The organism is Euzebya tangerina (assembly GCF_003074135.1).
GTDB lineage: Bacteria > Actinomycetota > Nitriliruptoria > Euzebyales > Euzebyaceae > Euzebya > Euzebya tangerina.
On record NZ_PPDK01000001.1, the window covers coordinates 3,059,556 to 3,072,596 of the forward strand.

11 protein-coding genes are annotated in these 13,041 nt (G+C 69.2%); 5 read left to right on the forward strand and 6 right to left on the reverse strand.

Annotation, left to right across the window (positions count from 1 at the left end; all coding sequences use genetic code 11):
• Positions 1-59 precede the first annotated feature (59 nt).
• The gene (gene lipA, locus C1746_RS14185) at positions 60-1,031 is read right to left on the reverse strand and encodes a lipoyl synthase (RefSeq protein WP_116715195.1); all 972 of its coding nucleotides are present in this window, start codon (positions 1,029-1,031) and stop codon (positions 60-62) included.
• Positions 1,032-1,080: 49 nt separating this feature from the next.
• Entirely contained in the window at positions 1,081-1,764 is a 684-nt protein-coding gene (gene lipB / locus C1746_RS14190; protein WP_116715728.1) for a lipoyl(octanoyl) transferase LipB, read from the reverse strand.
• Between the two features lie 136 nt (positions 1,765-1,900).
• Between lipB and C1746_RS14195 the strand changes: the two genes are divergently transcribed.
• Positions 1,901-2,500: a nitroreductase family protein gene (locus C1746_RS14195; RefSeq protein ID WP_116715729.1), complete on the forward strand. Its 600-nt coding sequence runs from the start codon at positions 1,901-1,903 to the stop codon at positions 2,498-2,500.
• 12 nt (positions 2,501-2,512) lie between these two features.
• Here C1746_RS14195 and C1746_RS14200 read toward each other — a convergent pair whose 3' ends face one another.
• Positions 2,513-3,178 (reverse strand): hypothetical protein, encoded by a 666-nt coding sequence (locus C1746_RS14200; RefSeq protein WP_162867760.1) that lies wholly within the window; start codon positions 3,176-3,178, stop codon positions 2,513-2,515.
• Between the two features lie 83 nt (positions 3,179-3,261).
• Between C1746_RS14200 and hisS the strand changes: the two genes are divergently transcribed.
• Both hisS and C1746_RS14210 read left to right on the forward strand, forming a co-directional pair.
• A complete protein-coding gene (hisS, locus tag C1746_RS14205) occupies positions 3,262-4,605 on the forward strand; it encodes a histidine--tRNA ligase (RefSeq protein WP_116715730.1) in 1,344 nt (447 codons plus the stop codon).
• A gap of 71 nt (positions 4,606-4,676) precedes the next feature.
• Positions 4,677-6,437, forward strand: a complete 1,761-nt coding sequence (locus C1746_RS14210; protein WP_162867761.1) for an arylsulfotransferase family protein — start codon at positions 4,677-4,679, stop codon at positions 6,435-6,437.
• 3 nt (positions 6,438-6,440) lie between these two features.
• On the opposite strand, the gene sucB is transcribed toward C1746_RS14210, so the two are convergent.
• From sucB to lpdA, 3 genes are all read right to left on the reverse strand, one after another.
• Positions 6,441-8,315 carry a 2-oxoglutarate dehydrogenase, E2 component, dihydrolipoamide succinyltransferase gene (sucB, locus tag C1746_RS14215; RefSeq protein WP_116715198.1) on the reverse strand — a complete coding sequence of 625 codons (1,875 nt, stop codon included), beginning with the start codon at positions 8,313-8,315 and terminating at the stop codon, positions 6,441-6,443.
• A 118-nt stretch (positions 8,316-8,433) separates the two neighbouring features.
• Positions 8,434-9,216, reverse strand: coding sequence for a flavodoxin family protein (locus C1746_RS14220; RefSeq protein WP_116715199.1), 783 nt, complete (start codon positions 9,214-9,216; stop codon positions 8,434-8,436).
• Positions 9,216-10,616 carry a dihydrolipoyl dehydrogenase gene (gene lpdA / locus C1746_RS14225; protein WP_116715200.1) on the reverse strand — a complete coding sequence of 467 codons (1,401 nt, stop codon included), beginning with the start codon at positions 10,614-10,616 and terminating at the stop codon, positions 9,216-9,218. Before lpdA ends, C1746_RS14220 begins: the two co-directional genes overlap by 1 nt.
• 104 nt (positions 10,617-10,720) lie before the next feature.
• Between lpdA and gcvT the strand changes: the two genes are divergently transcribed.
• Both gcvT and C1746_RS14235 read left to right on the forward strand, forming a co-directional pair.
• The gene (gene gcvT / locus C1746_RS14230; protein WP_116715201.1) at positions 10,721-11,830 is read left to right on the forward strand and encodes a glycine cleavage system aminomethyltransferase GcvT; all 1,110 of its coding nucleotides are present in this window, start codon (positions 10,721-10,723) and stop codon (positions 11,828-11,830) included.
• Between the two features lie 110 nt (positions 11,831-11,940).
• On the forward strand, positions 11,941-13,038 hold the full coding sequence (locus C1746_RS14235) for a universal stress protein (RefSeq protein WP_116715202.1): 1,098 nt from the start codon (positions 11,941-11,943) through the stop codon (positions 13,036-13,038).
• Positions 13,039-13,041: the final 3 nt, after the last annotated feature.

Sequence of the window (13,041 nt, forward strand, 5' to 3'; positions counted from 1 at the left end):
ATCAGTGGTCGCCGGAGGGCCGGCTCGGGATCACTGGTCGCCGGACGGCCGGCTCGGGATCACTGGTCGCCGGAAGGCCGGCTCCACGCCCCCGCGTTCACCGCTTGCTCCCCCGCCATGAACGAGGAGCGCACCAGTGGGCCGGCCTCCACGTGATCGAAGCCGAGCCGCTCCCCGTACTCCCGGTACCGGTCGTACTCGGCCGGCTCGGCGAAGCGCTGCAGGGCCAGGTGCTTGTGGGTCGGCTGCAGGTACTGCCCGATGGTCAGGATCTGGCACCCCGCCTCAGCCAGGTCGTCCATCGCCTCATAGACCTCGGCCTCGGTCTCACCCATCCCCAAGATCAGGTTCGACTTCCGGGCGATGTGCGGCGCCCACTCCCGGGTACGCGACAACACCTCGAGCGACCGGTCGTAGCGGAACGCCGGCCGGGTGTGGCGGAAGACCCGACGGACGGTCTCGAGGTTGTGGGCCAACACCTCGGGCTCGGCCGACAGGACCTCACGAAGCCCGTCCTCAGACCCGGAGAAGTCCGGGATCAGCAGCTCGACGCCACAGTTCGGGACCAACTCGTGGATCTGCCTGGCCGTCTCGGCGTACAGCCACGCGCCCCCGTCGTCCAGGTCGTCACGCGCGACACCGGTGACGACCGCGAAGTGCAGCCCCATCTGGGCCACCGTCTCCGCCACGCGGCGCGGCTCGTCGGTGTCGTAGGAGGCGGGCTTGCCCGTCGAGATCTGGCAGAACCCACAGCGCCGGGTGCAGTCCTCGCCACCGATCAGGAAGGAGGCCTCGCGCTGTTCCCAGCACTGGTGGATGTTCGGACAGGCCGCCTCCTCACAGACCGTGTGGAGCGCGGCCCCCCGCATCGTCTTCTTCAGCTCGCGGTAGTTCGGCCCGGCCAGGGGGATGTGCCGTTTCATCCACTCCGGCTTGCGTTCGGCGACGGAGGGGACGCCGACGACCGTCAGGCGACGCGCGCCCTCGGGGATCTGGGTGGCGGACGCGGGGCTGGCTTCGATGGTGCTCATGGGGCAGTCCCCATGGTAGTCACCCTGTCGACCCGGAACGCCCCCACGGTCACACCGCCGACAGCCCCAGGTCCTCGACCGTGACGGGTTGGAGGGTGCGCTCCAGCGTCCGGCCGAGTGCGGCGCCGAGCCGGGCTGAAGCACCCTCGATGTCGGCGCGGGCACCCAACTCCGTCAGCGACGTGACCCCGCCGTCGGTGATGCCGCACGGCACGATGCCGTCGAAGTCTCTCATGTCGGGCGAGACGTTCAGTGCCACGCCGTGTTTGGTCACGCCGCGGGTGATCCGAATGCCGATCGCGGCGATCTTCTCCGGTGGGGTCCCGTCGACCCAGACCCCGGGGTATCCGGGTCGACGGTCGCACGTCACACCGAAGCTCGCGACCGTCGTGATGAGCGCTTCCTCCAGCGCCGTGACGTACGCCTTGGCCGCGCCTGTCCGTGGGACGCGCATGATCGGGTAGGCCACGACCTGCCCGGGGCCGTGGTAGGTGAGATCTCCGCCCCGGTCGATCCGGATGACTGGGATGTCGGGGCGGGCTCCCGTCACGCTGGCCTCGACATCGGCATTGCGCCCGGCGGTGTACACGGCCGGATGGGTGAGGAGCAGCAGGACGTCGTCGATCTCGTCCGCCTGTCTTGCCGCCACCAGTCGGTCCTGCCAGCCCAAGGCGACCGCGTAGGGCACCTCGCCCACCGAGACCTTGTACATGAGCCCGGTCGGTGACGCCATGGGACCACTCTGCATCACCCCGCAACACCGGCAACGTGGGTCGAGCTTCACGGCGAGTGAGTTCAGCTGAGCGCCGTCCGCCGACCCTGCGGGAAGGATGGCGATCGGTGGGACGTTGCTGGGGACCATGACCACCATGGGATCCGCCAGCAAGGCCGCCGACACGCGTGTTCCGATTCACCCCCTGCTCGCCGACCGTTGGAGTCCACGGGCCTTCGACGCCGACCACCACCTGGACGATGAGGACCTCGCCGGGCTCTTCGAGGCCGCACGCTGGGCGCCCTCCGGCAACAACAGCCAGCCCTGGCGGTTCGTCGTCGGCCGACGTGATGATGCGGTCCACCGCCAGCTCTTCGATGCGCTCAAGCCCGGCAACCAGACGTGGGCCGGGGCCGCCTCCGTCCTCATCCTGGCCGTGGTCAACACCGAACGTCCGGACGGGTCGACGCTCCGCCACGCCGAGTACGACACCGGCGGGGCCGTCGCGCTGCTGACGGTGGAGGCGACGCACCGGGGTCTGTGGGTGCACCAGATGGCCGGCTTCTCGGTCGAGCGAGCTGCCGAGTCGATCGGGATCGACCACCCCTACCGGCCGCTGACGATGATTGCCGTCGGCCGACGGGTCGCCGCCGATGTGCTGGAGGACGATCTGGCTGCCAAGGAGGTGGCCGAACGCAAACGCCGCCCCCTCTCGGAGACGGCGTTTGGTGCGTGGCAGGTGTCGTTGGGATTGTGACCTGTCGAAAGACTACTGACCGATCCCACAGGTCTCGCCGGCCTCGGTGGCAGCCTCCTGCAACCCGGGTGGCGGGTTCGTGCCGGCGGCCGACAGGTCACCGAGCGTGAAGCCGGCATTGGTCAGCTCGTCGAAGATGCATCCAGCCTGCTCCTCGGTGGCGCCGGTGGCGACGAAGCCCTGGATGAAGGCGGCACGGACGGCCTCAGGGTCCTGGTCCGCTGCGGCGTTGGCGAAGTCGCCCAACTGCTCTGGGGACAGGCACTGGCCGAGGTTGGCCGAGGCGGTCGCAAATGCCTCAGGGTCGGCCGGGGCCTGGCCGCTGCCCACGGCAGCCACATCCTCCATGGAGACCCCCTCGGCGGCGTAGACGTCGATCACGCAGTTGGCGTCCTCCTCGGACAGACCAGCAGCCAGGAACTCCTGCACGGCCTGCTCGCGGACGGGGTCGTCGGCACGGTCCTCCTCCTCGGCGACCAACTCGTCCTCCGGCGTGGTCTCCTCGGCGGTCGGCTCTGCGGTGGTGGGCTCGGCTTCAGGCTCCGGCGTGGTGGCCTCGGCAGCCTCGGTCGGCTCCTCGGTCGCGTCGTCGCTGTCCGCGTCTCCGCCGCACGCAGCCAGGACCAGCGCGAGGACGAGGAGCAGCATCGTGAGGAGTCGTGAAGTTCGGAGTGGCATGGATTCTCACCTTCTGTTGAGGTCGGTGGGGAGTGAACGGGCGTCGGCCGGGTGCGGCGGGCGGCTGGCAGGATGGCTGCCTCATGGACGTCATCCCCCCGCGCACACCACCTGGAACCATGGAATTGCTGCCGTTGCAGCAGGTGGCCTTCCAGCTGATGGTAGCCCGCATCCAAGCCGCCTTCGAACGCTTCGGGTTCCTGCCCATCGAAACTCCGGCGTTCGAGGTCGCTGACGTCCTGCTCAGCAAGTCCGGCGGAGAGACGGAGAAGCAGGTCTACTTCGTCCAGTCGACCGGATCGCTCGAGCAGGGCAACGCACCGGATCTCGCGCTGCGCTTCGACCTGACGGTCCCGACCGCCCGCTATGTCGCTGAGCACGAGCACGACCTCGCGTTCCCCTTCCGCCGCTACCAGATCCAACGGGTCTATCGGGGCGAACGCGCGCAGAAGGGACGGTACCGGGAGTTCCTGCAGTGCGACATCGACGTCATCGGCCGGGGCAGCCTGAGCGTCCAACACGACGCGGAGATCCCAGCGCTGATCCACCAGGTCTTCACCGACCTGGACATCGGTGGGTTCGAGATCAACCTCAACAACCGCAAGGTCCTCAAGGGTCTGTTCACCTCACTCGGCGTGGCGGATGCCGAGGCCCAGACGGCCGCCTTGCGAACCATCGACAAGCTGGACAAGTTGCCGCCCGAGACGGTCCGCTCGGCTCTGACCGACACGGACATCGGGCTGTCGGAGGAGGCCGCGACCTCCCTGCTGACCTTCGCCGACTTCCAGGGGGATGCCGCCGCCACGCTGGCCCACCTCGACGGCCTCGGCATCGAGGACCCGGTGTTCGCCGAGGGCGTCGGTGAGCTGCGCACGGTTGCGGAGGGGCTGACCGCCTACGGCATCCCCGAGTCGCAGTGGCGCATCAACCTGGCCATCGCTCGTGGCCTGGACTACTACACCGGCACGGTCTATGAGACCTTCCTGACCGACCACCGCGGGATCGGGTCGGTGTGCTCGGGCGGACGGTACGACGACCTGGCCTCGCTGTACACGAAGTCGACCTTGCCGGGGGTCGGCATCTCGATCGGTCTGACCCGGCTGTTCTACGCGCTGGATCAGGCCGGCTTGGTCGCCGACGCCTCGACGGTGGACGTGTTGGTCACCCAGATGGACCCGGCGCTCTCCGCTGAGTACGCCGGCATCGGTCGCGACCTGCGCGACGCCGGCCTCAACACCGAGGTCCACCTGCAGCCCGCCAAGCTGGGCAAGCAGTTGGCGTACGCCGACCGGATCGGCGCGCGGTTCGCCGTCATCCTCGGCTCGCGGGAGCTGGAGGAGGGAGTCGTGACCGTCAAGGACCTGACCACCGGCGGACAGGAATCGGTGCCACGCGGCGACCTGGCAGCGGCACTGGCCACTCGATGAGGGGCTGCGGTCCAGGCGACCTCGCCTGATCGGTCACTGGTCCCGCCTCCGGTCCACCACATCATGGAGGGGTGGCTGCCAGGTGGTGCACGTCGCGACGAGTCGCGGCCTTGGCGTGCCAGTTCATCGTCCTGCTCCTGGCGGCGGCCTGCACCAGCAGCGGTGCCGAGCCGGTGCTCGCCATGTACCCGATCGACGGCTCCGTTGCCGCTGCCCCGACGACGGCGATCAGCTTCCGTGGTCCACCCGAAGCGGACCTGGGCGACCTGGTCGTCACCGGCTCGGCGTCGGGCACGATCGAGGGACGGGTGGTCACCCACGCCGACGGTGCCGGTCTGTCCTTCCACCCCGATCACCGGCTCGAGCCCGGCGAGGACATCACGATCGACACCGGTGCCGCCGTCGCCGGTGACGGCGATCTGGGCTTCCGAGTGGCCGTCCCCGCGCAGCCGCCGGAGGAGTTGCCGTCGCGCGGCGAGGTGGAGCTTCCGGCACCCGTGCTCCGTGATCTGGTCACCATGCCCGACGCCGCGGTGCCCGCGGTCACGGTGACCGGCGACGTCGGGCAGGGGGTGCATCTCAGCACGCCCGCTGCGCACGCAGGCAGCGACATGGGCGCTCAGATCACCGACGCCACCGGTGAGCTGGTCTGGTGGCGTCCGTCGCCAGCGGAGGGTGTGACCCTCGGTGCGCTGGAGCAGCACGAGTTGGACGGCCAGCCCGTCCTCGCGTGGTTCGAAGGCACGGCGCCGTTCGGCGTCGGCAACTACCAGGGCGAGTGGATCGTCGTCGATGCGGCCTACCAGGAGGTCGCCCGGCTCCCCGGGGGCAACGGGATCGCGACGGACCTGCACGATCTCGTCATCACGCCGACGGGCACGGCACTGATCATGGCCTACCACCCGATCGTCATGGACCTCTCCGAGCACGGCGGCGACGACACGGCCATCGTCATGGACAATGTCGTCCAAGAGGTCGACATCGCCTCCGGCGACGTGCTGCTCGAGTGGCACAGCGTCGATCACATCCCGCTCACCGACACCATGGAGTCCGACCTCGCGGAGGACGAGATCGTCGACTACGCCCACATCAACGCCGCGGACGTCGATGCAGATGGTCGCGTGGTCCTCTCACTCCGCCACACCTCCCAGATCGTGGAGATCGACCGGGTGACCGGCGAGCGGATCTGGTCTCTCGGGGGTACCTCGCCAACCGCGGACGTCGGGGAGGACCGCGGGGTCAGCTACCCCCATCACGTTCGCTGGGTTGACGAGGACACCATCTCGGTCTTCGACAACGGGGTCGGCATGGACCCGCTCACGTCCCGGGGTGTGGTGTACGAACTGAGCCCGGACCGGCAGGCCGCCGAGGTCGTCGCCGAGTATCACGCCGAGCCGGTCACCTACACCGTCCGGCAAGGGTCCCTCCAACTCGGCCTGTCCGACGGTGGTGCGCTGGCGATGTGGAGTGTCCCCGGGACGGCGACGCGGTTCGATGCCACGGGAGAGCCCAGCGGGTCGGTCGATCTGGGCACGACCTCCTACCGGATCTTCGAGTCCGACGACTGGGTCGGTCAGCCGGCCGAACCGCCCGTCGTCGTCGCGACCGGGCCGGGCGAGCTGGTCGTCAGCTGGAACGGTGCCACCTTGGTGGATCGCTGGGAGGTGCTGGCGGGCAGCACCGCCGTCGCTGTGGCCCCTGCGGAGAGCTTCGAGACCCGGCTGTCACTGCCGGACGACGTCGGAACGCAGGCGGGGTCCGTGACGGTCCGGGCCCTCGGAGCGGACGGCACGGAACTGGAGGGCTCAGCGGTCACGACCTTGGTCCGGTAGCGGTCACCCGACCTCCTGCTCCCAGTTGGTCGTCTCGAGGACCTGCTTCACCTCGGTCACGTAGCGGGCAGCATCGGCCCCGTCGAGCAGCCGGTGATCGTAGGTGAGCGAGAGGTACATCATGTGCCGGACGCCGAAGGACTCCGACCCGTCAGCGGCCTCGACCACGGCGACGCGCTTCTTGATCGCCCCGACGCCGAGGATGGCGACCTCGGGGTAGTTCAGAATGGGCGTGTCGATGAGGACGCCGACGCTGCCGGTGTTGGTGAGCGTGAAGGTGCCGCCCTCGATGTCGGAGAAGTCGATCCGCTTCCCGCCGGTCCCACGCGCCTTCTGGGCCGCTTCGGAGATCGCCCGGGACAGGCCGGCCGTCGTCAGGCCGTCGGCGTTCTTGATGTTGGGGACCAGCAGACCCTTGGGCGTGTCGACGGCGATGCCCAGGTTGACGTAGTCGCGCTTGTAGAGCTTGCCGTTGTCCCAGTCCGCGTAGGCGTTGACCAGCGGGTGGTTCTTGAGGGCCATCAGCGCCGCACGGGCGACCATGGCGAAGGGGGAGAGGGAAGCGCCCTCACGGGACTTGAACTCCTCCTTGTGTGCCGTCCGGGCGGCCATCAAGGCCGTGACGTCCGCCTCCTGGACCGTCGTCAGTTGGGCGGCCTGGCCCTGGGACTCGAGCATCTTCTCGGCGATCCGCTGGCGGATCCGGGAGAGGTCCTCCACGGTCTCGCGCTCGCCCGGCTCGCGTGCCGGCTCGGACTTCTTGGCCTCCGGGGGTGTTGAGGATCCGGCTGACGGCTCGCCGCCAGGCTTGTCGGCGTTCGTGGCCGAGGAGGCGGCCGCCTGCTGCGATGATGCCGGCTGGGCCTCGCCACCCGTGCTCTCTGCCGCCTCCACGTCTTCGCGGGTGATGCGTCCGCCCTGACCGGAGCCCTGCATCGCATCCAGGTCCAGGCCCTTCTCCTTGGCCAGCTTGCGCACGAGCGGCGACGCCAGGGCGTCGGAGCCCGCGACAGAGGGCCCGTCGCCGCTGCGGTCTCCCGCGTCCGGCGTCCCCGACATGTAGCCCGCCTCGGTCCCCGTGCCCTCCGCAGAGTCGGTGGCCCCGTCGGGCTGGTCGGCCGCCGTGGCGTCCGAGGCTTCCTCTGCGGGCTCGGCCCCGTCAGCCGATCCACTGCCCGAGCCACCGATCCGGGCGACGACCGTGCCGACCTCGACGGTCTCGTCGACCTCGACCAAGATCTCCGACACGGTTCCAGTAGCGGGGGAGGGGACCTCGGTGTCGATCTTGTCGCTGGAGAGCTCGAAGAGGGGCTGGTCCTCCTCCACGCTGTCGCCGACCTCCACCAGCCAGGCCGTGATCGTGCCCTCCGTCACCGACTCGCCGAGCTCGGGCAGGACCACATCGACACCGTCCCCACCGCCGGAGTCGCCCCCACCGGAGTCTCCACCGCCGGAGTCGCCCCCCGAGCTGGCGTCAGCCCGGCTGTCCTCCGCGGCCGCGGCCTCGGCTTGGGCCTGCTCGTCGCCGCTGGCCTCCGAGGCTGCGACCGCCTCCTGGCCGCTGTCGGCGCTCTGGTCATCGGCGCTCTGCTCATCGGCGCTCTGGTCGTCGGACCCGCCGTCAGAACCGCCCGCCTCATCCGCATCGCCGATCCGGACGCAGACCGTGCCGACCTCGACGGTCTCGTCGACCTCGACCAGGATCTCGGTCACCGTCCCGGCCACCGGGGAGGGGACTTCGGTGTCGATCTTGTCGCTGGAGAGCTCGAACAGGGGCTGATCCACGTCCACCGTGTCTCCGACCTCCACCAGCCAGGCCGTGATCGTTCCTTCGGTGACGGACTCGCCGAGTTCAGGAAGTTCGACGTCGGTGGCCATGTGCGGTGCCTCTCTTGCGGTGGTGAGTTCGGGGAAGGTCGAGCAACTGGTCGGGTGTGGCGGTTATATCCGTTTTGGACCGGCGACATGTGCCGCACGGCAGGAGCGTCGGCGACGGCTACCGGTACTCGGGATTCTGCGCAGGAGGTGACTCGGGGAAGCCGAAGCGTTGACCGTCGAACCACTTCTCGCGCTGGTTGCCGTAGGCAGGCATCCCGCCGGCGTCGGCCAGCAGCCGCGCGGTGTGGATCAGGTTCCAGGTCATGAAGGTGGTGTTCCGATTGGTGAAGTCGTTGTCGAAGCCGACCGGCGGACCGCCCTCCTCGGGCTCGTCGCCGTAGCTGGCGCCGGGTCCGACCTCACCGATCCAGCCCGCGTCGGCTTGCGGTGGGATCGTGTAGCCGACGTGCTGCATGGCGTAGAGCACGCTCATCGCCACGTGCTTCACGCCGTCCTCGTTCCCTGTCACCAGACACCCTCCGGCACGGCCGTAGAAGACGTACTGGCCCTGGTCGTTGTGCTCGCCCGACCAGGAGTAGAGCCGTTCGATCACCTGGGTGCAGACACTGGAGTGCATGCCGAGCCAGATCGGTGTGCCGATGACGAGGATGTTGGCGGGCAGGATCACGTCGCGCATGAGACCCGGCCAGGCATCGGATTCCACCTGTCCCGCAGCGCCGGATGCCTCGGTCATGTCGGGGTAGATCCCGGTCGCGATCCCAGCCGTGCGGGCGTGGATCGTGGTGACGTCGATGCCGACGTTCTCCATGATCGCGATGGAGCGATCCATCAGCTTCTGGGTGTGCGACGCCGCGGGGTCGGTCTTCAGCGAGCAGTTGATGAAGACGGCCTGCAGGTCGTCGTAGCTGGCTGGTGGGGTCGGCTCTTCAGCAGTGCTCATCAGCCGTGCAGGGCCTTGCCGGCAAGCGCCATGTGCGCCTCACCCACAGCCTCGGACAGGGTCGGGTGCGGGTGGATGAACTCGGCGACGTCGGTCGGCAGCGCCTCCCAGTTGTAGATCATCTGGCCCTCGGCGATGAGGTCGGTGGCGTGTGGACCGACGATGTGGACACCGAGGACCTTGCCGCCGTCCTTGGCTGCCAGGACCTTCACATGCCCCTGGCCGCCCTGCATCATCGCCCTGGCGTTGTGGGAGAAGGGGAACGTCTTCGCGTCGAACTCGATCCCCTCCTCCTTGAGCTCCTGTTCGGTGTAGCCGACCGCCCCGATCTCCGGCGTGCAGTAGTACACCTTCGGGACACCGCGGTAGTCGATCGGGACGACGGGGTTCCCCGCGATCTGCTCGGCCACCATCATCCCCTCCATGAAGCTGGCGTGCGCCAGGCCGAGCGTCGGGATCACATCACCGATCGCGTAGACCACGCCGCCGTCGCCGAACGTCACGCCGGTCTTGCAGTACTCGTCGACCGTGATGAAGCCGCGGTCGAGCTCGACGCCGGTGGAATCCATGCCCATGTTCTCGGTCACCGGGCCACGGCCGATCGCCACCATGAGCAGGTCCCCCTCGACGGTGGTGCCCTTGTCGGTCGTCACGGTGACGGTTCCGTCGCCGGCCTTGACGTCCTCGACCATCTCACCGGTGATGGCCTTGATCCCCGCCTTCTTCAGAGCGCGCGCCAGAGCCTTCTGGGTGTCGATGTCCTCGCGGGGGACGACGGCGTCGAGCGCCTCGACGATCGTCACCTCCTCGGCGCCGTAGCCGTTCCAGACTGTCGCGAACTCCACCCCGACGGCAGAGGCCCCCAGCACGATCGGCTTCTTCGGGACGCTCTCCAGGTACATCGCCTCGTCGGAGGTGATGATCAGCTCGCCGTCGACCTCCGCGATGGGGATGGTCTTGGGCTTGGAGCCGGTGGCCAACACCATGGCCTTGCTGGCCTCGATCTGGCGCTCGCCGTCATCGGTCTCCACCGTGATGGTGTTCGGACCGGTGAGCGTGCCGTGGCCGTGGATCGTCTCGATCCCCTTGGCCTTCATGGTCGCCTGCAGGCCCTTCCAGTTCGCGTCGACGATGCCGTTCTTGTAGTCGAGCACTCGGGGCATGTCGACGCCGTCGAAGCTGGACTGGATCCCAAGGTCCGGGCCCTCCTTGGCGTGTTCGGCCACCTCGGCGGCGTGCAGGAAGGCCTTCGTCGGGATGCAGCCCCAGTGGAGGCAGGTCCCGCCGACCTTGGCCTTCTCGACCAGACCGACCGTCAGGCCCAGCCCGGCGGCGCGGAGCGCGCAGGAGTAGCCGCCGGTGCCCCCACCCAGAACGACGACGTCAAAGGAATCAGCCATGTACGTGCAAACCTCGCTTGGTTGGTTCGGCTGCGGAGGTCGCGGAGGACCGCCGCTGAGCGTGATCCTACCCAGGTCGTCCCAGGCGCTACATTCACACCTCGATGAGCACCGACGACGCCACACCGACGACACCGCTCCGTCACTCGCCGCTCCACGAACGGCACGTCGCGGCCGGCGCGCGGATGGCCGAGTTCGCCGGGTGGGAGATGCCGATCGACTACGGCTCGGTCGTCGCGGAGCACATGGCGGTGCGGTCCGCCGCGGGCATGTTCGACCTGACCCACCTGGGCACCGTGACCGTGACCGGCGAGGGTGCGGAGGCGACGATCCAGCAGTCGTTCACCAATGATGTATCCGGGCTGGCCGAGGGCACCTCGCAGTACTCGCTCTGCCTGGACGAGCAGGCGGGGATCATCGACGACCTCCTGGTCTACCGAGTTGGTCCGGGATTCCTGGTCGTGCCGAATGCGGCGAACACCGCCGTCGTGGCCGGGCGGCTGCTGGACCAGGCCAAGGCCGTCGGGGAGTGTTCGGTGCAGGTGGTCGACCTCGCGTGCGTCGCCGTCCAAGGGCCGGACTCCGTTGGCGCGCTGGGCAGTGGGATGGCGGCGGCGGGTCTCGGGGGTGACCCGGGGGCGCTGGCGTACCTCGCGTGCGTGGATGCCGGGGACGGCGTGATCCTGTCCCGGTCGGGTTACACCGGCGAGGTCGGGTTCGAGGTCTTCCTGCCTGGCGAGCGGGCGGGAGGGCTCTGGGATGCGCTGGCCGAGGGTGGGGTCCAGCCAGCGGGTCTCGGCTGTCGGGACACCCTCCGGCTGGAGATGGGGTATCCGCTGCACGGCAATGACATCTCCACCGACACCACACCGGTGGAGGCCCTGCTCAACTGGGCGGTCAAGCCCGGGACCGGCTTCGTGGGCGAGGAGGCCTACGTCGCGGCCAAGGAGGCGGGGGCCTCGCGGAAGCTGCGGGGCATCAAGGCCGATGGCCGTCGCGCCCCCCGCGCCGGAGACGACGTGCTGGTCGACGGAACGGAGGTCGGGATCGTGACCTCCGGCAGCTTCTCGCCGATCAACGAGGTCGGAATTGGCCTGGCCTACCTGGACGCCGCGGTCGACCTGGGAACGGTCGTGGAGGTCGATGTCCGGGGACGCGGGGTTGCTGCGACGGTGGTGCGGCCCCCGTTCGTGGAGGCGCACACCAAGGACTGAGCGGGACGGTGCGGTGTCGCCGCGCGACCCGGACTGGCGGGTGGCGTACGTGCTAGCGTTGCGCGCCGGCGCGGTCCCACACCGCGCACCACGAGTAGGCCGGAGACCGGGTGAGCCTGGGCAACGTCGTTCTGGTACCACTCGCCAGTCCAACGTCCGCCGACTGGCTTGGGCGGCTGGCGGCCATGATCGCCATGCCCGACCAGGGCGAGGTGGTGGCGGTCACGGTCGTGAGACCGGATGCCAGCCCGATGGTCGTGGAGGAGGCGCAGACGACGGTCGAGCGTGCGGCCCAGGCGGCGCGGGCGTCCGGTGCCCCGGCCTCCGGTCAGATTGTCCGGGATCGGAGCGTGGCCGGAGGGGTGCTCGAGGCGGCTGCCATGCACGAGGCCAGCCTGGTCATGATGGGCTGGCAGGGTCACTCGACGAATCGCAGCGTCTTCGGGGAGCTCATCGACTCCATCATGGGCCGGTCGACGGTACCGCTGGCTGTGGTCCGCTCGGCGACGGAGCCCTTCGACCGGGTGCTCTTGCCGGTCTCGGACGACCACCTCGCCGATGCCGGTCAGCGGGGCGTCTCACTCGCGGTGTCGCTGGCCGAACGCGTGCGGCAGGGGAGCAGTTCCAGTCTCCTGGTGGTGCGCAGCGGAACCGGTCATGACCTGCCCGAGGCCGTTCGCGATCTGGACCGGCCGCTGCTGCGGATGGAGGGTGCGTTCGCCGAGGTGGTCGGCCAGGTGGCTCGTGCGACCGACATCGTCGTGGCCCCCGTCGCGCCGACCGTCGAGGGGCTCCGGAACGCCACGACCCACGTGGCCTGGGCCACACCCGCCAGCTGGCAGCTGGTCGCGATCGACGTGGGGTCCCCGCCACCGCCGAACGTCGTGTCAGCGGTGGAGGACGCCGGGATGGTGGTGGAGCCGAGCCCCGCGCCAGAAACGGACAGTCCCCACGAGGTCGAGGTCCGGGTCGTGATCGACCCCAGCGCTCCCGACCCCTGGGACGACCTCGAACGGGCACTCGCACGTGTTGGCACCGCGACGCGCGGGCATCTCGTCGACGACGAGGACCGTCAGGTGATGGTCGGGACCGTCGAGATCATGGCGGTCACCTCCGCGGCGGCGTTGGCCGCGGTCATGATCGAACTGGACGAGGTCCGTCTGCGCCTCGGCCTGCGTGAACTCACGTATCGACTGACGTCCCCCTGAGTT